This window comes from Ferrimonas sp. SCSIO 43195 (assembly GCF_023716685.1).
In the GTDB taxonomy this organism is placed as follows: Bacteria; Pseudomonadota; Gammaproteobacteria; order Enterobacterales; family Shewanellaceae; genus Ferrimonas; species Ferrimonas kyonanensis.
Window position 1 is genome coordinate 2,077,621 of sequence record NZ_CP072679.1, and the last position, 20,620, is coordinate 2,098,240.

The 20,620-nt window shown below is 56.3% G+C and carries 19 protein-coding genes; 8 read left to right on the plus strand and 11 right to left on the minus strand.

The annotated features are described in order from the left end of the window. Positions 1-97: 97 nt before the first annotated feature. Positions 98-2,086, plus strand: a complete 1,989-nt coding sequence (locus J8Z22_RS09840; RefSeq protein WP_028112415.1) for an SDR family oxidoreductase — start codon at positions 98-100, stop codon at positions 2,084-2,086. A gap of 121 nt (positions 2,087-2,207) precedes the next feature. After that, positions 2,208-3,332 carry a M14-type cytosolic carboxypeptidase gene (locus tag J8Z22_RS09845; RefSeq protein ID WP_252010227.1) on the plus strand — a complete coding sequence of 375 codons (1,125 nt, stop codon included), beginning with the start codon at positions 2,208-2,210 and terminating at the stop codon, positions 3,330-3,332. Positions 3,333-3,398: 66 nt separating this feature from the next. On the opposite strand, the gene J8Z22_RS09850 is transcribed toward J8Z22_RS09845, so the two are convergent. The 9 genes from J8Z22_RS09850 to J8Z22_RS09890 form a co-directional block, all read right to left on the minus strand. After that, positions 3,399-5,390 carry an amidohydrolase gene (locus J8Z22_RS09850; RefSeq protein ID WP_252010468.1) on the minus strand — a complete coding sequence of 664 codons (1,992 nt, stop codon included), beginning with the start codon at positions 5,388-5,390 and terminating at the stop codon, positions 3,399-3,401. Between the two features lie 542 nt (positions 5,391-5,932). Further along, positions 5,933-6,382 carry a bifunctional diaminohydroxyphosphoribosylaminopyrimidine deaminase/5-amino-6-(5-phosphoribosylamino)uracil reductase RibD gene (locus J8Z22_RS09855; RefSeq protein WP_252010228.1) on the minus strand — a complete coding sequence of 150 codons (450 nt, stop codon included), beginning with the start codon at positions 6,380-6,382 and terminating at the stop codon, positions 5,933-5,935. A gap of 6 nt (positions 6,383-6,388) precedes the next feature. After that, on the minus strand, positions 6,389-6,823 hold the full coding sequence (locus tag J8Z22_RS09860) for a hypothetical protein (RefSeq protein ID WP_252010229.1): 435 nt from the start codon (positions 6,821-6,823) through the stop codon (positions 6,389-6,391). 124 nt (positions 6,824-6,947) lie between these two features. Next, positions 6,948-7,211: a c-type cytochrome gene (locus J8Z22_RS09865; protein WP_051252573.1), complete on the minus strand. Its 264-nt coding sequence runs from the start codon at positions 7,209-7,211 to the stop codon at positions 6,948-6,950. Between the two features lie 80 nt (positions 7,212-7,291). Continuing rightward, a complete protein-coding gene (locus J8Z22_RS09870; RefSeq protein ID WP_252010230.1) occupies positions 7,292-7,852 on the minus strand; it encodes an SCO family protein in 561 nt (186 codons plus the stop codon). A gap of 10 nt (positions 7,853-7,862) precedes the next feature. Further along, positions 7,863-8,957, minus strand: coding sequence for a WD40 repeat domain-containing protein (locus J8Z22_RS09875; protein WP_028112419.1), 1,095 nt, complete (start codon positions 8,955-8,957; stop codon positions 7,863-7,865). A 53-nt stretch (positions 8,958-9,010) separates the two neighbouring features. Continuing rightward, positions 9,011-10,657: a DUF1566 domain-containing protein gene (locus J8Z22_RS09880; protein ID WP_252010231.1), complete on the minus strand. Its 1,647-nt coding sequence runs from the start codon at positions 10,655-10,657 to the stop codon at positions 9,011-9,013. A 3-nt stretch (positions 10,658-10,660) separates the two neighbouring features. After that, positions 10,661-11,152, minus strand: coding sequence for a copper chaperone PCu(A)C (locus tag J8Z22_RS09885; RefSeq protein ID WP_051252542.1), 492 nt, complete (start codon positions 11,150-11,152; stop codon positions 10,661-10,663). Positions 11,153-11,160: 8 nt separating this feature from the next. Further along, the gene (locus J8Z22_RS09890; RefSeq protein ID WP_252010232.1) at positions 11,161-12,153 is read right to left on the minus strand and encodes a porin; all 993 of its coding nucleotides are present in this window, start codon (positions 12,151-12,153) and stop codon (positions 11,161-11,163) included. A 189-nt stretch (positions 12,154-12,342) separates the two neighbouring features. On the opposite strand from J8Z22_RS09890, the gene J8Z22_RS09895 reads away from it, so the two are divergent. The 6 genes from J8Z22_RS09895 (at position 12,343) to J8Z22_RS09920 (ending at position 18,457) form a co-directional block, all read left to right on the plus strand. Continuing rightward, complete coding sequence (locus tag J8Z22_RS09895; protein WP_156896960.1) at positions 12,343-13,257, plus strand: LysR family transcriptional regulator; 915 nt, start codon at positions 12,343-12,345, stop codon at positions 13,255-13,257. A 196-nt stretch (positions 13,258-13,453) separates the two neighbouring features. Continuing rightward, positions 13,454-14,536 carry a hypothetical protein gene (locus tag J8Z22_RS09900; protein WP_252010233.1) on the plus strand — a complete coding sequence of 361 codons (1,083 nt, stop codon included), beginning with the start codon at positions 13,454-13,456 and terminating at the stop codon, positions 14,534-14,536. Positions 14,537-14,538: 2 nt separating this feature from the next. After that, positions 14,539-14,766 carry a DUF350 domain-containing protein gene (locus J8Z22_RS09905; RefSeq protein ID WP_051252544.1) on the plus strand — a complete coding sequence of 76 codons (228 nt, stop codon included), beginning with the start codon at positions 14,539-14,541 and terminating at the stop codon, positions 14,764-14,766. A 131-nt stretch (positions 14,767-14,897) separates the two neighbouring features. Beyond that, on the plus strand, positions 14,898-15,914 hold the full coding sequence (gene arsB / locus J8Z22_RS09910) for an ACR3 family arsenite efflux transporter (RefSeq protein ID WP_252010234.1): 1,017 nt from the start codon (positions 14,898-14,900) through the stop codon (positions 15,912-15,914). A 425-nt stretch (positions 15,915-16,339) separates the two neighbouring features. Beyond that, on the plus strand, positions 16,340-17,233 hold the full coding sequence (locus J8Z22_RS09915; RefSeq protein ID WP_051252545.1) for a DUF5692 family protein: 894 nt from the start codon (positions 16,340-16,342) through the stop codon (positions 17,231-17,233). 9 nt (positions 17,234-17,242) lie between these two features. Further along, positions 17,243-18,457, plus strand: a complete 1,215-nt coding sequence (locus J8Z22_RS09920) for a DUF5692 family protein (RefSeq protein ID WP_035415630.1) — start codon at positions 17,243-17,245, stop codon at positions 18,455-18,457. 92 nt (positions 18,458-18,549) lie between these two features. Here J8Z22_RS09920 and J8Z22_RS09925 read toward each other — a convergent pair whose 3' ends face one another. Both J8Z22_RS09925 and J8Z22_RS09930 read right to left on the minus strand, forming a co-directional pair. After that, the gene (locus J8Z22_RS09925; protein ID WP_252010235.1) at positions 18,550-19,134 is read right to left on the minus strand and encodes a DUF5610 domain-containing protein; all 585 of its coding nucleotides are present in this window, start codon (positions 19,132-19,134) and stop codon (positions 18,550-18,552) included. Positions 19,135-19,221: 87 nt separating this feature from the next. After that, entirely contained in the window at positions 19,222-20,511 is a 1,290-nt protein-coding gene (locus J8Z22_RS09930; RefSeq protein ID WP_252010236.1) for a MipA/OmpV family protein, read from the minus strand. Positions 20,512-20,620: the final 109 nt, after the last annotated feature.

Genomic DNA, 20,620 nt, shown 5'->3' on the forward strand with positions numbered 1-20,620 from the left:
GCCAGTGGTCAATATTACCTCGCAGGTAATAGATTGACCACTAACTTCCTACCATCATTAAGAAAGTCATTTGTCTATGGATGGAGAAAGGGGCGTTATGAGTTACTTTGTTACTGGCGGTACCGGGTTTATCGGCAAGTACATTCTGGCCAATCTGTCGAAGCGAGAAGGCGAGATTTTTGTACTGGTTCGGGAAGGCTCCGAAGATAAGCTCAAGGCACACTGTGAAAAGCTGCATCTGGATTTCGAACGCTTTACTCTGATCAGCGGCGACCTGACTCAGCCGATGTTGGGGGTGTCCGACGCCGATAAAGATCGGTTGTTGAATCAGGTGAAGGAATTCATTCACTCGGCGGCGGTGTACGACATTACCGCCAATGCTCAGGCCAACGGCGACATCAACGTCGAAGGCACCCGTCAGGCGCTGGCGCTGGCGGAGTTTATCAAGGCCGATTGCTTCAACCACCTTAGCTCCATTGCGGTGGCGGGTTTCTACCCCGGCGTGTTCAATGAGCAAATGTTTGAGCAGGGTGAGGGGCTGGACATTAACCCCTACCTGCGCACCAAACACGACTCCGAAGCGCTGGTGCGTAAGCAGGAAGCGCTGCCCTACCGAATCTTCCGCCCCTCCATGGTGGTGGGCCACTCCAAGACCGGTGAAATCGATAAGATCGACGGCCCTTATTATCTGTTTAAGACTCTGCAGAAGCTGCGCAATGTGCTGCCCAGCTGGATTCCTGCTCTGGGGATCAAAGGCGGAGAGTTCAACATGGTGCCGGTGGATTACGTGGCCGACTCCATCGATCATATCCTGACGGTGCCGGATACCCAGGGCCAGTGCTACCACCTGGTGGACAACCCCGGCGTGAAGATGATCGAGGCGTTGGACGTGTTCTCCCGTGCCGCCCATGGCTCACGGCTGTCGGCAGGGATCAGTCCTGGTGTACTGGACTTCATTCCGGCGCCGGTACGGATGGCGATTTTGAATCTGCCTACCGTCCGCCACTTGATAGACCAGACCCTGTCCAGCCTGAATATTCCCCGCGAAGCCCTGAAACTGCTGGAACTGAAAACCAAGTATGACGACTCCAATACGCAGCGGGCGCTGGCGGGCACCGGCATCTCGGTGCCGCCACTGAAAGACTACGCCGGAGTGTTGTGGGATTACTGGGAGCGCAACATGGATCCCAATCGCATGGGCAGCCGCACCCTGGAGGAGAACATTGAGGGCAAGATTGCCATGGTTACCGGCGCCAGCTCTGGCATCGGCCGTTCACTGGCGATTCGCCTGGCCCAGGCCGGTGCCAAGGTGATTCTGGTGGCTCGAGGCATGGAGCTGCTGAAAGAGGTGGAAGCCGAGATTCTGGCGGAAGGAGGCGAAGCCTACAGCTACAACTGCGATCTCAACGACCTGGATGCCTGTGACGCCTTGGTGGACCAGGTGCTGGCCGAGCATCAGGGCATCGACATTTTGGTGAACAACGCCGGTCGTTCCATCCGCCGGTCGTTGAAGCTGACCTACGATCGTTTCCACGATTTCGAGCGCACCATGCAGCTGAACTATTTTGCTCCGGTACGGCTGACCATGCGGGCATTGCCGTCCATGGTTGAGCGCGGTGGTGCCCACGTGGTGAATATCTCTACCATTGCCGTGCTCGGTGGCTATGCGCCGCGCTTCTCGGCCTACGTGGCCTCCAAGTCGGCGCTGGATGCCTGGTCGCAGTCGGCGGGGGCTGAATACCGCGAGCACAACGTCAACTTCACCAACGTGCATATGCCGCTGGTGCGTACGCCGATGATCGAGGCCTCGCCGATGTACAACTTTGCCCCGACCCTGAGTCCGGACGAAGCGGTGGCGATGATCGAAGAAGCGCTGCTGGAGCAGCCGGCCGAAGTGAACACCGGCATCGGCAGTGCCATGCGCGCCATCAGTGTGCTGGCACCTAAGGTGTACGAGCTGTTGATGAGCACCACCTTCAAGATGTTCCCGGACACCGCGGCCGCCCAGGGGCTGCCGGAAGAGGAGGTCAAGCCGACGCCGGAGCAGGTGGCGCTGGCGGCGCTGATGTCGGGTAACTATCTGTAAGCCTGAAACACCCTGATGACAACGGCCCGATTGTTCGGGCCGTTTTTTATGGTTGATGCGCTCATGTTGCGGTGGTTGTTGTGGTAGTCTTGCGGGCAACCGCTCAAACACGGACAGTCCAATGAAAATATTCAGTAATTTTGAAAGCGGCAGCATCAATGTCGTCAAAGCCGAATCCGCCGATGACATTCAGCTGACCATCCCCAATGACAATCAGTCGGAGTTTTATCAGTGGTTCCATTTCCGTTTGGAGACTACCGCCGGTGAGCCTCACTCCCTGAAACTGCTGAATCTGGCCAAGTCGGCCTACCCGGAAGGCTGGGACGGTTACAGCGTGGTGGCGTCCTACGATCGGGAGGAGTGGTTCCGCATTCCCGCCGACTTCGACGGTGACACCCTCAGCTTTGAGGTGACTCCGGAGCATGGCTCCATCTATTTCGCCTACTTTGCTCCCTACAGCTACGGCCGCCATCAGGATCTGCTGCACCACGCCCAGACCCACCCCCTGTGCCGGCTCGATACTCTGGGCCAGACTCTGGACGGCAACGACATCAGTCTGCTGACCATCGGCGAACCTGAGCCGGGCAAGAACATTGTCTGGGTCATCGGTCGACAGCACCCGGGCGAGACCATGGCCGAGTGGTTCATCGAAGGCCTGTTGGCGCGGTTGCTGGATGACACCGACACCGTTGGCCGCGCCTTGTTGGGCAACAGCGTGTTTTATGTGGTGCCGAACATGAACCCGGATGGCTCTATTCGTGGTCATTTGCGCACCAACGCCATTGGGGTGAACTTGAACCGGGAATGGCAGACGCCATCGATGGAGAAAAGCCCGGAAGTGTTCCTGGTGCGTGAAAAGATGCTGGAAACCGGCATCGATCTGTTCCTGGATGTGCACGGGGATGAAGCGATCCCCTACAACTTTGTTGCCGGCAGTGAAGGCACCCCCTCCTACGATGAGTGTCGCCAGGAGCTGGAGCAGGCGTTTAAGCAGGCGCTGACCACCATCACGCCCGAGTTTCAGGATGAATACGGTTACGACAAAGATAAGCCCGGTGAGGCCAACCTGACGGTGTGTTCCAACTGGGTTGCGGAGCAGTTCCGCTGCCTGTCCTACACCGTAGAGATGCCGTTCAAAGACCATAACTTCCAGCCCGATGAGCTGTATGGCTGGTCGCCGGAGCGCAGTGGCGTGTTTGGACGCGACACTCTCGCCGCCATCCATGCGGTGATCGATCAGGTCTGAGTGCCGGCACTACAACGATAAAAAGCGCGCCGACCGGCGCGCTTTTTTGTCCCTGTGAGGAGGTGATTAATTCACTGGCGCGCAGCCTCCTTGCTTGTTAGTGCGAGTGGGTCTGCCATTGATAAAGGTGCACGCCACTTTGATGCTATGGATTTTGTGACGGGCTTCGGTCAGCGGATTGCTGTTCAGTACCACTAGGTCGGCGATTTTATCCACCTCTAGCGTGCCGATTTTGTCATCAAGGCGATGTTGTTTCGCAGGATTGATGGTCACCGCCATCAGTGCTTGATAGCGGTTGAGGGCTTGGGCTTTATTCAGCGTTAAACGGTCGGACTCCGACAGGTGTGGGTATTGCCAGGTTTCGCGGGTGATTGCCTGTTCGACGAACCACAAAGGGTACAGCGGGGTGATCGGCAGATCGCTGTGTAGTGACACCGGTATATTGTGGTTCCATTCGGTTTTTGCCGGATCGATGAACTGGCCTCGTTGTGGACCCAGTTCATTCTCCATTGCCTTACCCCAGTAGGCGACGTGACCGATAAGGTGGCTGGTGGAGAGGTTTTTTAGTGTATTTTCCCTAGCCTTGACGATGGCGTCGATGGTTGAGCGTTCGCCACTTTGTTGCTGGGAGTCATCGATATTGACGGTCGCATGGATCAGGGTGTGGGGTAGATCGGCGGTCAGAGGTTGCCCCATTGCGGTGGATTGCTGCTGTTCATCAGCCAGCAAGGTCAGGGCATCAATGGAGTTGATAATGGCTTGGTCGCCGTTGGCGTGAATGTTGACGTACCATCCCTGACTCCAAAATGGCCTCAGGTTGGCGGCAATTTGGTTGGCTTCGTAGTTGGTATGGCCTTTGTTGAATTTGGCGCAAAGCGCTTGGTCTCCTTTGGCGTAGTCTTGCTGTAGGGCGGCACTGCAACCCTGAGTGGAGCCATCGGACCACAGTTTGATTCCGGCGGCAGTCAACATGCCATCATTGTCGTCATTCCACGGTGTGGGTCCCTGTTCGAGAACCCATTGGGCCGGTTGGTCCGGGGTGTATAGGGCTGCGTTGTCTGCGGGTTTGGCGTTCCAGGTGTAGAGCACTCGCATTCGTACTGGTGGCTGGTTGTTGTGATACAAGGCTTTGTAGCTGTCGATCATGGCGGCGCTGGAGCCTCCGCCCTCCACGAAGGTGGTTAAACCGGCTCGAGAGGCAATATTGAGCATCTCGCGCATACGGGTAATCTCCGCCTGTTCCAGAGCATCAGGGCCGGTATGGCGCAGCAGGGCTCGGGCCACATTGACGGAGCTTTGCTGCTCAATCTGTTCCAGAAAGGGGGCAAATGCGGATTCCTCTTTTAATAGTCCGGACAGGGTGCAGTTCGATTCGTCGACGTTACAATGAATGCCCCACTCGCCGTCGCTGAAGTGGTATTTCTCGGTAGCCTCGGCCACCAGTTGCTCGACAGATTCGCGGCTACCCTGGCAGGGCTGGGTGTCGGTGCACAGTCCAAGCGTTTGAAATGCAAGGCGGTTGACGTATGCCAGGTGCCCGGACTGATCGAGAATAAACACTGGCGTGCGAGTAAAGGGCGCCGAATGGTCGCCGTCGGAAAAGTCATTCAAAAATTCGGACGGGTAGTCCATAAAGGCCTTACTGGAGCGCTCATCCTGACCGTTGGAATACCGCATCCGTGAAGGATCCAGGCCGTTACCGAGAAACCAGCCTGTGTTTCGAAGGCGCTCGGTGCCAGCCAATTGGCTCAGCGCTTCATCAATGAAATTGGTGCACTGTGCTCGTAATGGAAAGTCCTGTTGCAACTGCCGCTGAAACGGCTCCGGTAAGCAGGGAGACAGATCCTGTACCGCTTCCAGCATGACGCTAAGGGACAGATGGGCATGAGGTTCTATGAACCCGGGCATTACAACTTGTCCGCTCATGTCGTAATAGCGAGTGCCCTTGGAGTTTTTCACTTCGGCAGGAATCACTCCAGACTCGATGATCCCATCGATCTTATCTTGTTTGAGAATTAGCACGCTGCCTGCCGGGTATACATGGCCTTCTGATTTCATGGACAACAGTGTTGCTCCTTGAATCACGGCATAATTAGCTCCACGGGTTGTTTGGGGGGCCTCTTCTGACGTGCTGCATCCAGCAGTTGCTAGAATGGCAATGACTGCAACCAGCCATTGTAACGGGGGGAATATCATGTCTGCCTTCCTTGGTGTTGGGGTGATTCGAGGTATGCTCAACGGGAGCAGCTAACACTGTAGGTGACCACTGAAGCTGTGATGATCCCGCTGGCTGGATTGGCGTTGGTTTAAAACGAAGGCGGTTGCAGGTTCAGTATGGGGGCGCTGACGCCTGCAGGCAGGAGGTTAAGCTGGTTTGCTCAAGCTGGGAGCGTTGTGCCCGCAGTGTGTGTCAGCCAATCTTTCTGGAGGGGCTGGTCATTGTCTGCGCCAGTTTTCCGTTATCGCTTACTTGAGCCGCAGAGAGCGGCGTGTGCTTATTCTATGGCGCCGATGAGGGCGAGCGGGTTCGCTGTTGTGCTGAGGGAGAGTGGGGGCTGCAGAGCGATGCGGCTCGCAGCACCACCTCGGTTACTGATGGGTTAGGACTTACCCAGGTAGGGTGTCAGAAACTCGCTGACCGCCTGCTGATGGACGCCCACCTCTACGCTGACCCCGGCCTGTTCCAGAATGGCGATGCCTTTGCCGCTGTTTCTCGGATCCGGATCCAGCATCGCCACCACCACGTTCTTAATGCCGGTTTGCACCAAAGTGCGGGCACAGGCCGGCGTTCGCCCCACAAAGGAGCAGGGTTCCAGTGTGACGTAGGCGGTCACCCCTTCTATCGAGCCGGCATAGCGATTCAGCGCTTCCACTTCGGCATGATTACCACCGATGGCCTGAGTAAATCCTTCGGAGACGATCTGGTCGTCCTTTACCAGTACGCAGCCGACCGGTGGGTTGGGCTGGCACTGGGGCAGGGCTTGTTTTGACAGCGCCAGGGCGCGCAGCATCGGGTGGATCTCGGTGGGTGTTTTCATTGATTCAGACATGGAGACTCATGAATTGATGGGCGGCCTCTGAGCCGCAGACGATTGTTGAGGTGAACACAGTGCCTGAATGCTGGCACTGACCACCGCGGTGGGAATGTCGGCCTGGGCTTGTTGCTTCGACAGCTTTCTGTGCTCAAACCGCAGGCCCGGGCCGGTAACGGTCAGGGTGCGGGCGGCGCAGTCGACGGCCACCGGCGCCTGCCACTGACCGGACTTGCCTTGCCGTTGCAAAATCAGGCCGGCGTCCGTTGCCCGATGGCCGGATATAAACCAGTCATCCACGTAGGGGCCGCCAATGACGTCCTGATAGAGGTACAGTGGTTCGGTGGCGTAGGCGCTGGTCGGCAACATCTGGCTGACGGAGAGTGACAGCAGCGACAGTGTCGCCAATGGAGCAAAGAGACGCATCGGCAAGATATGATCGATTGATTTGACGGGCATTATAGCGCGCCTGCCCGGGTGGGCTGCAAGGAGAGGCAGGCACTGCGGTTGTAAAACAGTGCCAGAACCGGGGAACCCTGAGGGCGTGGATGACCACGCCGTCAAATAAGGGTGCCGCTGACGGCTAAAACGTCCCTCGGGTCGACAGGAAGTCGGCGATGCGCTGAATCTCGTCGTCGGTGTAGGTGTCCATGACGTTCTCCATCGGGATGTAGAGGCCATTTACCCGGCGCTTGTGATGGTAATCCCGCAGCTGTGAAGCGAGGTAGGGCGATGACTGACCGCCAATTTTCGGGATCAGTGGCATCTTGGGCTGGTTGCCATCGGCACCGTGGCAGCTAACGCAGCCGCCGCGACCGTAGTCGTTGTACAGTTGTTCGCCGGTCATGGGGGGGCCTGATTCGGCTTGAGCTGCGGCCTGAGACAGCAGCATGAGGCCTACTAAGACGAGGTTGAACAGAGTGCGAATCATAAGGCCTCCTGATTCAGGTACTGGGCTATGCTGGCGGCCATGTGGGAGGCGCTGGAGCCGTAACCAAACACGTCCAGCAGTGCGCCGTTGCCGTCATAGAGGTAGAAATAGGCGGAGTGGTAGACCTCATAGCGAGCAGGGAAGGGCGGGGAGAGCGGCAGTCCGTCCAACTGATAGCCGTAGGTGGCTCCCAGGTTGTCGGCGATGGCCTGGGTCTGATCGGCGGTGCCGATGAGGGCTTCAATATCAGGGTGGAAGTAGCCCACGTACTTTTTCAGTTTTTCCGGGGTGTCTCGATTGGGATCAATGGAGACGAATACCGGGGTGAGCTTGTCGGCATCGGCGCCCAGTTTATGCATTACGCCAGTCATCACCATCAGTGTGGTGGGGCAGACATCGGGGCAGGTGGTATAACCTACGGCCATCAGCAGGTACTGGCCGCGGTAGTTGTCTTGAGTGACCGCCTTGCCGTCGGCGTTGTGCATGGCAAATTGCAGGGTGTCGCTGGCCCAGCCGGGCAGGCTGAGTACCAGCAGCAGTGAAATCAGAATACGCACGAGCGCCTCCTTAGTGGCAGATGGTGTTGGTGAGCCCCATGGCGATGTGATTGGGCTGTTTCAGTTGAGTGACGATGGGGGAGCGGGCTTTGACCTTACGCAGATCCAGCACCGAGATGGCCTGAGATCCTTCGGTGGTGGAGAACATCGACTTACTGTCCGAGACCACCACCAGATCGATGGCGGCGCCCTTGGCATCGAAATGGCGTGGGTTAGGATCGCCCGTCAGGTTGAACACATAGAAACCCGAAGGGGCATCGACCACACCGATGCGCTCCAGCCAGCCGGTTCGAATCTGCCTGATGCCCGCCTCGGTTTGAAACCGATTGACCCATTGGCCGGAGTAAGCGTTGAGAATGGCAATCTCTCCGCGGTCGGAAACAAACAACAGATGCTCAGAATTGGAGGTCACGTAGGGCCGTTGGACCGGGCTGTTAAAGGTCAGCCAGCGCCAGTCTTTATTCTGAGTGAAATCCCATATATGGACGCGATTGTGGGCTGGCTCTGATACCAGCCCCAGGCGGGAGTCCGGTGACAGGGTAATTTCCGATACCGCCGAGCCACTGCCCATCTGCAGGGTGGAAAGGGTATCACGGTGGACACGCCACACCGTGGTATGGCCATTGGGCTCAGAGGTGATCAGCAGGCGGTAGCCATCGGAGGAAAAGTTCAATGACAGTGGCCCACTGAGTTGGTCGATCTGCTTGATCACTTTCCGGGTCAGAGGCTCCATGATCTCAACCTGACTCTGTCCAGCCACCGCCAGCATGGCGCCGTCGCCATGAAATTTCAGCGATTGTGGCGAAAATGACAGTGGCAGAGTCCAGGTGCGGTTATCGCTGAGATCCCAGACATACAACTTGGGATCGTCTTTGGCGATGTACACCAACAAGCTTTGGACATCGCTGACGGCCATATCAATGGGAATGGCTTTGAGTTGGCGATGCTCGACCAGAGTGTCATTGAAAGTATCGACAATGGCGACGGTGGGGCTGTCCCGATCGGACACAAAGGCCCAGCGGGCGGCATCGTCATAGGTTTGGGGTTGAGCCAGGGTCAGCGGGCTCAGCAGTGCCAGTACGGCGAAAATAAATCGAGCGTTCATTGGCAAACCTTACATAAAACCTCCGGCCCGAAGGCCGGAGGTGGTGAGGGAAATTACAGGTCACGTACGCAGCGGGTCCAGAAGTCGGATTGCTTATCCTGGCCCTGGCCATCGCCGATCTGAAAGCCGATGCCCCAGGCCATGACGCCATGCTCATTGCGAATCACCTGCTCCTCTGGGTGTTGCTGAGGCTTGCGGGCGGTCAGCGGCCGGAAGAATTTCATCGGTCCGCCAATGTCGCTGGTGCTGGACCAGAAGTAGTATTTGTATGGCGTGTTGGGGAAAAACGTCTGCTCGATGGAGGGGTTGACCTCGTTGTAGTTAACGATGGACACCAACTCCTTGATGTTGGGCAGGCGCCAATCCTGCTTGCCCGCCAGGTTGAGATTCTGGCAGTAATCGATGGAGGCCTCCCAGTTGCGGCGTTGATCGCTGATCACTTGCTGCCACTGCAGTTGGGTGACTTTGTCGGTCACGGTGTTGTCGCCGTTGTCGACAAAGTCGTTGGCATGGAAGCCGCCATTGTTATCGGCCCGTACGCAGCGAACCAGCTTGGTTGAAGCGGTGTGCTGGCCCATGATGTGGGCATCGGGAAAGCCGACGTGCCAGACGTGATCCTTGTGATCGGAGATCGGCAGTGCCCAGATTCCGGAATTCATCCGCGGCATGTTTAAGAACACGTCGGTATTAATGGCCGGGCGGAACTCCCCATAGTCGGCAATGGACACCAGCTCTTTCATGAATGGCAGGCGCCAATCGCTGTAGCCGTCGATTTCCAGCGAGTCGCAGTGGGCCACCGCTTCGGCGGCGTTCATCCACAGTCGCGAGGTTTTGCGCTCCCAGGTCAGTTTGGTGTTGGTATCGAACGCCGTCAGACCGGAGTCACTAATCTGGAACTGCTGCGGGTGTTTAGGGTGATCGCTGTCTTCGCCGCGAGTGTCGGTAAAGTCCTGTACCTGACCGGTGTCGGGCAGCCGGAACCCGGGAGGTGTTGGCATGCCTTTGCCGGTTGGGAAGTCGATTCGCTCAATGTGTTTAACGAACTCGCCGGCAGTGTAAGCGATCATGTCGCGCCACTGATCTTCGGTATAGAGTTTGGCGATCCGCTGCATCATTCTGGCTTTGCGGTTGTTGCGAATGCCGTCCCGGTAGGCGCCCATGGTTTCAAACATGTAGGTTGGCATCTGGCCGCGGATGGTCGGGTTGGCTTTCTTGGTGCTCAGGCCCTGCTCGCCGTGGCACATTTTGCACGCCTTGTCGTACAGTTTTTTGCCGCGCTTGTAGGCGTCGCTGGCCACCACTTCGGGATTAGGATCAAAGCTCATCTCTTTGTTGGCGTACACCAGGGCGACCTCTTCCATGATGTCGACCGGCCATTTGTACACCGTCAGTTTCATCTGTGAGGCGATGCCACCAAAGCGCTCGGCATCAAAGTCAATCCACTGGCTGATGAAGTATTGTGCCGGTAACCCTTCCAGCTTCGGACTCAGGGTTTCTACCACGTTCTCCCGCGCCGGCCGGTGGCAGCCCATGTAACAAGTGGCTCCCAGTTTTTCTGCTCGGGCGATCTGCTGAGGCGTCAGATCCTGGTAACTGCGGGTCACCTTGAATTCCGGGTAGGCCATTTCGGCCTGGGCGCCCTGGGTTAGCCCCAGAGTCAAGGTGATCATGGCCAGGGAGTGAAGGAGTTTATTGGTCATCGTTTAATGCCCCTTATGAGGGTGATTGCTGGCACCGAACTGGCTCTGGATCTGCTCCAGGGTTTTCACGGTGGCCTGGCAGGTGAGGCTAGGGTTGTAGGCAAACATGATGGTCATCGGGTAGTGCTCACCGGCTTTAATAGTCTGTTTCAGGTCCATTACCATGATGTGCTGGGCGCCGGGTTTCAGTTGCGTGAGCGGCTTGGTCACCATCACTCGAGGGATCTGGAACATCTTCATGGCACCGTCTTGCATCTTGACGTTATGAATCTCCACCCGGTTCGATAGGGCCGGAATTTCCACTCGCTGCATCATCTCGGCGCCGGGCAAGCGGAACTTCTTGGCATCGTCACGGTTGTAGCGGATGTCGAAATAGGCGGCAGTGGCCGAGGCGCCCGGGATGCTCTCGCGAATCACGCAGTTGTCTACTTGAATGCTGTCGGCCAATGCTGGTGCAGACAGCAGCAGGCCTAAGGTCAGTAACAGTTTGTTCATGGTGTCCCTCAGTATTTGAAGATGAAGCCCAGGTTGACGTTGTTGTCGTTGTTGCTGTTGCCGCTGATGGTGTCCGGATCGTGCTTGTACACGGCACCTTCGGCGAACAGGGTGATGTGCTGGTCGAAGTGGTATTTGACGCTGGCAATGGTCAGGGTTTGATCGTCTTTGTTGGCTTCGGATTCGTAGCGTCGCTGTTGGTAGCTGATGCCAAAATCGATGTTGTCCAGGCTGTAGGTCAGGGCAGTGGCGTAGGTGTCTTTAATTTTTTTTGGTGAGTCTTGGTTGAGCTCGGCCAGCGCCGCCAGGGTGAAGTTGTGCCAACGGACATCGGACGCGACGGCCCAGCGCACGTAGTTGTCGTCGGTGGGAAGCATTTTGTCGTCAACCTCGGCGCGGTTGATCACCAGGTTGAAATGCTCGCTGTGGTACAAGGCCCGCAGACCTAGGACGTCGGCATCGGCATCGTTGCTGTCGTTCGGGGTAATGATGGCGGCCTTGAACCACAAGGTGCCCCAGTCTCCTTTGAATTTTGGGGTGAAGTAAGCCAATTGGTTGTGACCGTATTTGGCCTGTTCAAACAGGTGACCGTTGCTCGACGGCTCCATGGAGTTGGATTCATGAATGTCGACTTTGGAGTAGAGGTCGACCCAGGTGCCGGTGGTGCCTTCACCGATGAAGAAACCGCCAAGGTTTTTGTAGGCCACAATCAGGTTGGCATCGATAAGCTCGATGTCATTAAACGCCGAGGCGTCGCCGAAGTTGTCTGAGTATTGCAGCCGGGTGTTGTAGCGCACCATTAAGCCATTGTTTTTGTAGATCCCTTTCAAGCCGAGGTTGGCCTGATAGATTTCAGTTTCATAGTCGTTGTCGCTTTGAAACTGGGCCTGGGCACGCAGATCGCCGTACAGTTTTGGGGCCCAGTCATCGGCGGCCAGTGCCGAGGCCAGGGGGAGGGCAGCCAGAATGGCCGCGCTGATCAGGGAGGTGTTTTTCATCATCAAAATTCCTGTAACTTCTTGTAGTTAGTGGTTTATTCGTTGGCGATTCTAGGAGTTTGAATGGAGGCTGACCTGCCAGAATTGCTATTTCCGATATGCAGAATTTGCATCGGGAATTGTGTTCTGGCGCATGGCGAGGATTTGAAATGACGTTAAGATCACCGACGAAAGTCACAGAGAGGAAAAAGAGTGGATCTGGATACGTTGCGGATGTTTGTCGCAGTTGCAAAGTTTAAGAGCATTACTCAGGCCGCCATCGATCTGGATATCAGTCAGCCGGCATTGAGCCGTCGCTTAAAGGGTCTGGAGGCTAAGGTGGGGGCGACCTTGATGCAGCGCTCCGGCGGTGGGGTTGAGCTGACGCCTCAGGGACGGCTGTTGCTGGAAACCGCGGAAACCATGTTGGAGGAGTTTGAGAAAATTACCGAGGCCATCTCCAGCCATAAGGATGATGTTAAGGGCAGCATCGCGGTGTGCCTACCCCATCCCATGAGTCGTTGGTTGACCGAAGAGGTGTTCATTCCGTTTACCACTGATTACCCCGAAGTGCGTCTGGACCTGATCACCACCAACCCGAAAACCATGACCAAGATGGGCCAGTGTGATGTGATGGTATCGCCGATCACCCCGGACGATCCCGATTTGATCGCTCGCTATCAGCACACTTTCCGTCGCTATTTCTGTGCCAGCTCCGAGTACCTGCAGCAGTTTGGCCGGCCGCTGCTGCCACAAGACTTGGCTCGACACCGCTGCATCACCAATGTGTCGGTGCAAAAAGAGGAAAAACACTGGGAGTGGCAACATTCGAATGGCAGCTGCGGAAGTCAGCAGATTCAGTCCTTTATCTCAACCGATTCGGTAGACATTGCCATGCAGTGGATGCTGGCGGGCAAGGGCATTGCGTCGTTGCCGGAGTCGCAGATTCGCCTCTATCGGTCTCAGGACCGCCGGTTTGAGTTGCTGTTTGATTCGCAGATTTATCAGGAGCAGTCGATGTTTGTTTTGTACCGTTCGCGTAACTTCATTCCTCGACGACAGCGGTTGTTGGTAGAGGCTCTGGTTCGGTTTTTTCACAAGCAATCGAAGTTGGAAGGAGCGCTTTAGGCAGCCAAGGCGGAGTGCCGCTCTCGAACGTTGCACGAAGCCTCGCCAATTGGCTGCCAAAAGGCCGCATCGACGCCTGGATTTTCTTGCAAGGCTTTCATTTGTAGTGTCTTATTGTCAGCCATTATCACGCTGATGAAGTTTCGATTGATTGTGTACTGCTTGTTAATTGCCACCCTAGACGGACGGCGCTGAGATGAAGGTCTGGTTACTGCGTACCTTGTTGTCTCTGTTTGTGCTGTGCGCTGCTGTGGCCATCTGGGTGGGGCCAAATTCGGCGCATCCGGAAGACCAGAGGCTGGCGATGTTGTCTCAGCGGCTGCAGGACTCGGAGTATGATCTGGCCTACGATGAGGTTAAGCGGTTGCTGCCCCGGGTCGAGGAGCCGGACGTGCGCCGCTACCTGTACGCGGTGAAGGCCGATATCGAGGTCGGCCGTCGTCATTACCATTACGCCATTCACTCGCTGACCCAGGCACAGCAACTGGGAGAGCCAAACCGAAAAGTGGATGAGGCGATCCTTAGGCTGCGCAACCACATCGAAAGCATGCAGCAGGAGCGGCAACTGGATAAGCAGTATCGGGATGCTCGTGATAACGGCATTGCTGCCAGCCTTACCGGTAAGATCACCATTCTTTACCTTTATCTGGACGACAACCGCTGGAGTCGCTGGTCGGGCAAACAGCGGCTGTTGAATCGCCACTATCTGCAGCAGGTGGTGGAGTGGTATCAAGCCCGGGCGGCCCAATATGGGGTGGCGAAGCCGCAGATCAGCAGCCGCTTTTTCTTTTTGAAGGCCCCTAGGGGCATCTCCAAAGAGTGGTTGCGCTCCAAACAGTTCTTCCTCGACGCTCAGGGATTGATCGCTAATCAACTGGGTTATCCGTCGATGTCGGCATTTGTTGAGGCCAAGGCGCCCAGCGGCCAGGTGGCGATGGTGTTTCACTCCAACGGTGATGCCCGCTCTTTTGCCCTGTCCTGTGGCAGCAAGCAGGTGTCACCGAATTGCCATTACGAGTATGTGATGCTGACCGAGTCGGTGTCGTCGGCCTCAGCGGCGACCTACACCCCACAAGTACAGGCCCACGAGATTTTGCATCTGTTTGGTGCCGCCGATCTGTACCGCATCGAGTCGGCTCGGGATTATGCGGTTACCGATCTGATGAACTACTACAGCGATGCGCTGCGCCATGCCAGCCTGGATCCTATTACCGCCTGGTCTATCGGCTGGTCAGAAGCACCTGATGCGCCTTTTATAATTGAGAACAAAGGAAAATAAGAATGGAAATTACCTCACTGGAGCAAAACGCGGCCTTCATGTTTCTGAACCTCACCTACGCCGTGGTCAGTCTGTTTGTCAGCGTGATCTCACTGGTGATCATCGATAAATTTGTGTTTCGCAGCATCGACTTTATCGCCGAGATCAAAAAGGGCAATCTGGCGGTGGCGGTGTTTCAATCCACCATTCTGTTGTTTGTCGGCTTCGTAGTGTCGTCGGCCATGAGTTAAAAAACCCATATCCGCAGTGGCATATATATGCCAATTCGTATATTCTAGCTTCATCGAAATAGCATTTCGTCGTCACGGGCTGCGACCAGTCGGTTGCCGGGGCGACGTTTGATCAGTATGAGGCGAGAGTAATGGGAATTTTTGAACGCTATTTGTCACTGTGGGTGGCGCTGAGTATTGCCGCCGGCGTATTGCTGGGCAATTGGGCCCCGCAGGCGTTTGCGGCGGTAGCGGCGCTGGAGTGGGCCCACGTCAATCTGGTGGTGGCGGTGCTGATTTGGGTCATGATCTACCCGATGATGGTGCAGATCGATTTCAGCGCGGTTAAAGACGTGGGTAAAAAGCCCAAGGGATTACTGTTGACGCTGGTGATCAACTGGCTGATCAAACCCTTCACCATGGCAGCCCTGGGGTGGTTGTTCTTCAAAGGCTTTTTTGCCGACTGGGTCGACCCGCAGAGTGCCGGGGAATACATCGCCGGCATGATTTTGCTGGGCGTGGCGCCCTGTACCGCCATGGTGTTTGTCTGGAGTCAGATGACTAAGGGCGATGCCAATTACACCCTGGTGCAGGTATCGGTCAACGACATCATCATGGTGTTTGCCTTCGCACCGATCACCGCATTGTTGCTGGGCGTCAGTGACATTCAGGTTCCCTGGGAGACGCTGTTGCTGTCGGTGGTCTTGTACGTGATGTTGCCATTGTTGGCCGGGGCCTGGACTCGAGCGCGATTGCAGCGCCGGCGCAATGGCGACGGCATCGACGCGTTTCTGGCCAAGACCAAGCCCTGGTCCATTGTCGGTTTGCTCGGGACCGTGGTACTGCTGTTTGGCTTTCAGGCCGAGGTGATCATCGAGCAGCCGCAAACCATTGTCCTGATCGCCATCCCTTTGATGATCCAAACCTACGGCATCTTTGCCATCGCCTATGCCGCCGCCAAATGGCTGAAGTTACCCCATAACGTTGCCGCGCCGGCGTGCATGATCGGCACTTCGAACTTCTTTGAATTGGCGGTGGCGGTGGCGATCTCGCTGTTTGGCCTTCACTCAGGCGCAGCATTGGCCACCGTGGTCGGAGTGTTGGTGGAGGTGCCAGTGATGTTGTCTCTGGTCTATTTTGCCAACCGCACTCGGCACTGGTTTGCCTGATGCCCCTTCGGTGTTAATGTCGGGGCGGCCATCTCGCCGCCCCGTTTGTATTGTTGATGGCCAGCAGGCCCGCTCCCTCCTCGTACCGCTGAATTACAGTTCCCAGTTTGAGTCGCAACAATTGTGATCTCAGTCACTAACGAATTTCACCAGTCTGTTACCTTCGAACGCAGAAATTGATTTTTAGAGTAATTACTCAGCTGTTGGTTTCTATCAAAGGTATTTCAATGCCTTAATTATAAAAATTTTTGAGTTACTGGTAGTGAAACGGCGCTTCGTCGACCTGCATTACCCTTGCCGATACTATGCAATACCGCGCCTTAAGGCGCCCCTAAAACTAGAAACTGCACCACCCAATTTTTGGATCAGGCCATACACCGTCACGTTGCTATCAGGGAGTCGTTATCGTTACAAAGGAGTAGGGCATGGAACCCTCCAACATGACATTGATCATCTCGATCATCGTGTACGCCGCGGCCACCTATGCGCTGACGGAAGTGTTCAGACGCTACCGCACCATAGGCTTCGCATTTATTGTGCTGTCGCTGTGTACTTTCCCGTTGTGGTCTGAGAACCGCGATACCTGGTTCGAGTGGGCGAAAATTTTCAGTGTGCTGGTGCCGATGGTCGTGGTCAGCCTGATGCGCATCGCCGTGTACGAAAAGAAAACCGGCCCGTTCTGGGAGATCTTCAAGAAGCCATGGACCCTGTGGTTCCTGTTTTTCATTCTGGCGCTCAACATCACCGAAGCGTCGATTCACGACTGGCAACTGGGTAACCCCTGGAATGCACTGTCGGGCTTCTGCCTGGTGGCCACCATTCCGTTTGTTGGCAAGTTCTGGCGGGTGGAAGACAAAACCTGCGGCGACCTGATTGTGGACTTCCCTCTGGGTTGGTGCTTCCTGTACACCACCTGGAACGCCGCCTTCCTGTTTGGCTGTATTCCCGATGAGTTTGCTGGCGGCCTGGCGATTCTGATTGCCTGTGAGCTGTACTCGGTATTTGGCCGCCACGACCTCTACATCATGGGTCGTATCTACACCCTGGCAATCTTCGTGGTTCAGTTGGGTGTGACCGATGTATTCCCGTTCATGGACTCCTCCGCCTGGGCCAATCCCGAGTTAGCCACCTGGTGGGGCATCGCCAACCTGGCTCTGAGTGTGGTCTATGTCGTCTGGTACAACTGGCAGATGTACACCGGCGGCTGCGACACCAAGTTCCGTCACCCGGCGTCGGCGCCAGAAGGGGTGTTTACCGAGAAAGAGCGTCAGCAATCGGTGACCGGTATGTGGTCAAACCTGTACTTCCATAAAGCCTGAGGACACAAGATGAATGCATTCACTCACACTCTGCGCTGGGCGCTGGGGTTGATGCTGGCGTGCCTGATGGCGTGCAGTACGCCATTGGCAGCGGCCGACAATGATCCCGCCGCCGAGGCGCTGGGCACTTATCAGATTCTGCTGGAGGGGGTACCGGGCACCGGTGGCTTGAGCTACCACATCGCCTTTGACCCCGATGGCAGTGTCTACATCGAGAAGAAATTCAATGGCCGTGATGAGGCCGAAACTCACCAGTGGCTGCGTCAGGGCGACGCCATCACCATCTTGCCGCTGCAAGGTGGAGTGATCACCGACTTCGACCACGCCAGTCTGACGGTGATCGACAGCGAAAACATCGACGTCAACCTCAACGTCACCGGGGCCAGCCTGGATTTACTGGAAAAGGACGTCACCTTTACCCTGTTCCGCTGGCATGAGACTCAGGCCAAGTTGCACATTTTGCTGACTCTGGTGATTCTGATCGCGTTGAACGAGTTGTTCCGGTTTGTGAAATGGAGCGGCTTTGCGTTCTTCGTCGGCCTGTCACTGCTGCTGACCATCTTCGTCTGGCCCTATCAGGGGGTGGCGTACTGGTTTAAGTGGGCCAAGATCTATTCGGTGGTGTCGGCCTCGGTGTTCTTCCTGCTGATGCGCTTTACCAAGGTGCATCAATACAGCCTGGCCAAGTTGTTCTGCGTCGGCTTTTTGGCCATCAACATCGCCGAGGCGGTGGCGCAGGACTTTACCATGGGCTTTACCCCGAACCTGCTTAATGGCGTGGCCGGGGTACTGTCGATTCTGACCTGCTATTACGGTTGGAAGGGGATTCGAGCCGACGACAGCCCGCAGAAAGACATGGTGTGGCCGAAGATGACCGCGCTGTGGATCATCGCCTACGACGTGTGGAATTTCGCCTATGTGTACCTGAACTTCCCGGCGTCGGCATCGGCGCAGCTGATGGTGATTGTGGCGGCCACCATTCCGGCGCTGTTCATTAAAAAGGGCACTTGGTTGCAGGCCCGCGCTTACACCTTGGCGGCCTGGTTCATGTTCTACTTTACCTTCACCAACTTCTACGAGCGCAACCTGTGGATCTTCCCCAGGAACGACATGCTGACCTACTCAGTGGCGGCGTTGAGCCTGGTGCTTAACATTGCCTGTGTATGGCAGCTGGTGAGCTTCTACCGCGCCCGCCAGGCTAAGCAGAAACTGGCCACAGCCTGATCCCTCTGCAGACACACAGAAAGGCCGCCATATTGGCGGCCTTTTTTTGTCACGGGATTTAGCAAGGCGTCGAGTCGCGGCGGCGAACTCAATCAACGGTCAGCGGATTGTTCCTGATAGAAGCTGTCCCTGAACGCCTGAAGCCCTTCATGCACCAGGCCCTGGGTCAGGTCGACGTTGCTCGCGATGTCACCATCGAGCACCTGTAAGCCATCGAGGATGCCGCGGGCCTCATTGATGCCCTTGTCCACCGCTTCGCCGATGACGCTCATAAAGCCGTCCAACTGCTCATCGAAGGAGAGGGATGAGTTCTGCCCCTGATAGGTGCCGAAAAATTGGGTGGCGAAGCCGACGATGCGGTCGGCAGTGGCCTGCGGCGAGTAGTCGATGCCTTGTTCCAGCCCCTTCTGGGTCGAGTTTTCGCCCAATGTGGGCGCCAGGTGTTCATCAATGGCTTCAACGGCGGCGCGGTACAGCAGCGCCAACGAGTCCTGGCCGGCGCTCAAGCTGACCGCCTCCATCGCCGTCAACAAGTGGGTGTTGGTCATCGCCTTTGCGGCCTGGGAGGCACTCTTACTCGTTGCCACCTCAGACACCGTCTGGCCGCGGTTGCCGCCATCGGTGGGTTTGTTTCTGGCGACCTGGGACACCTCGGCGCCATGATTACGAACGTCCATTACTGCTCTGCCTTAATCGAATCTGCCACGATCTCAATATCGGCCAAATGATCAACGTCTTTAATCACAACCACGATTAAGCTGGGCTTAGAACTGCCACTGCAGATACAGGGTGTTGTAGTTGCTGCCGCCTTTGATGCGGCCAAAGGCGGAGGAGCTCTCAAACATCGAGCTGCGGTGGTGAATGCTCCAGCCCAGCCACAGGTGCGACCATTTGCTGCTCTGGAACAGATCGCCAAGATTGGTATCGATAGAGAAATCCAGGTAGTTCATTAATTTGGACGGCCGGTAGCCCTTCTGTTCCAGTTCGCTGCGCTCGATGTAGGTGACCCGGTTGATGTAGGACAACCCTTCGGCGACGCCAAATCGCCAGCGAATCGGCCAGCTAAAGGTGTAGTAGGCCTTGATGGCCATGACCCCTTCGTAACTGGTTTTTTGTACCTCTGAGCTGTGGTGCAGCACCATCCCCGGAGTGGCGTACAGGTCGATGGGAAAACCAAACAGGCTGTCGGTGAGCGGGTAGCCATAAAAGACCGAGGTCATCTGGTTGTCGTAGGGGTCTTTCTCCCAGTCAAAGCTGAGGATCTCCCCCAGGTTGGAGGGTGTGGCCCAACCATGGGCCACACGAAGGTAATGGCCCTCAAAGTCTTCCCGTCGCAGCGGGTTGGCACTCTGTTCGGCGGTGGGGAAGAACGCAAACCCGGCGTAGCTCTCCAGAGTGAAGCGCTTGTCCAGCGTGTCGAGATCCTCGATGCCACTGCCCAGTACTGACCCCTGAACCTTGCCGATCAGGTACAGGTTGCTGCCCACATGGTATTTCAGACCGATGCCGGCCGAGGCACCCACATCGGCGTCGGCACGGGTGTCGCCCAGGCCGTAGTAATACTCGACAAAGTCCTGGCTGCGCCAGTCCAGTTGCAGGGTGGGTTGAAAGCTAAGATTGCCCCACTGGCCGTCGAAGCCGTATCTCAGGTGGCCGTAACTGCGACCGTTGTTATCACTGAGCAGTTCGGTGTCGACAAAGTGACGCTCTTTGGGGACATAGCGGTAGCGCAGGCCGAGATCAAAGCTGTCTTCCTGGATGCTGTTTTGCAGCTCTTTGGGAATGTCGAAGAAGCGATAACGGGTAAACAGCGTGGCTTGGTGTGGCTGGTCCTGCCATAGGTGGTAGCCAGCTTCCAGTCCGTGCAGATAGAAGTCCTCACCCTGGAGAAACATCAGCGGCACGATGTCGGTGACCTGATCGGTCTCGGTCTTATAGGGGATGTCGGCAAAGCGCATGCCGATGGCGATGCCCCATTCGGGCTTGTCGCCACTGCCAGGCACCGCCGTGGCCGCGGCGCTGGCCAGGAGTAAAAGTAGGGTAAGGGATCTCATGACTATCAGAATGGCAAATCTCAGAAAAATTGCCGCGTAGTTTGCCACAAGTGAGTGAATTTTCTGTGGAAGGAGCGTAACCAACTGTGTCGAATCTACCTTGCTGGCG